General features: G+C 62.7%; 2 pseudogenes. Both read left to right on the top strand.

The annotated features are described in order from the left end of the window. Positions 1 to 542: 542 nt before the first annotated feature. Positions 543 to 710: pseudogene (locus AC0L3P_RS39840) on the top strand (ATP-binding protein); the annotation flags it as partial. A gap of 92 nt (positions 711 to 802) precedes the next feature. Continuing rightward, a pseudogene (locus tag AC0L3P_RS39835) lies at positions 803 to 955 on the top strand (ISNCY family transposase); the annotation flags it as partial.

Below are 955 nucleotides of genomic sequence, written 5' to 3'. Positions count from 1 at the left end.
TGAGCCGCTCGTCAGCGACGTTCAAGCTGATCAGCACGACCCAGTCCTCTTCCGGGCGTGCCGGGAACCGCTTGCATTCGCCGCAGCAGCGCAGCGAAGATTTGAGCGATCTGGGCTTGCGTCGCGGTCGATAGATTCGGCCACAGGCGCGGAATCTCGGCCGTCGGACAGCCGGGTGGATTTGCCAACGTCGGCAGGGGTCGATACGCAACGCGACCTGCCGTCGGTGGGTCATCGCGAATCACCTTCTCGTCGAGAAGGCTCAGACTCGCGCTCAAATGTTGCATCAATGGGATCAGCGTACGTGCACTGACGCGCGGCAGATCGGCGGCGTTCGGGGCCGGAAGTGATCGTCTCGGCAAGATCCGTCGACGCGATCCGAACCGCCCGCCGCCGGCCGTCCGGCAGCGCGACAACGACGTAGGCGGGACCGCGCCCCGACCGCTCCTTCAGCACCTCAAGCCGGTGCCCAAACAGAAAATGATGGGGGGCGGTGATCGTGACGTGAGACACGAACCGCTCAAGAATACGGGTACTCTGTCGTGTTCGGTGACCCTGCTATGACGCTCGCCGCCATCGATCGCCTCGTTCACCACGCCACCATTGTCGAGATGAACGTCGAAAGCTATCGCAGGCGCACCGCGCTCGAACGGAGGCGTGGTCCAGGGCGACCACCCTCGCACGCGACACCAAAAACACTCGCTGATTGACGCTCGCATTGCGTCGCCAGAAATGTTCCTGAATGCTGAGTCGTTGCCTCGCGTAAATTGCTCCCCAATGGCAAGGGAGCGCAGGGACAACGATGAGGCGATTGAGTATGGCGACGCGCAAGGAACTGAAGTCTGCTTTGGCGCGGCGCTACAGGACGTCGAGCCGCGTCGAAAAGGGCCGCATCCTCGACGAGTTCGTTGCGATCACGGGCTTCCATCGGAAGCATGCGATGCGGTTGCTGCGC

The organism is Bradyrhizobium sp. WSM4874 (assembly GCF_055811835.1).
This window is presented reverse-complemented; position numbering and strand designations above follow the sequence as displayed.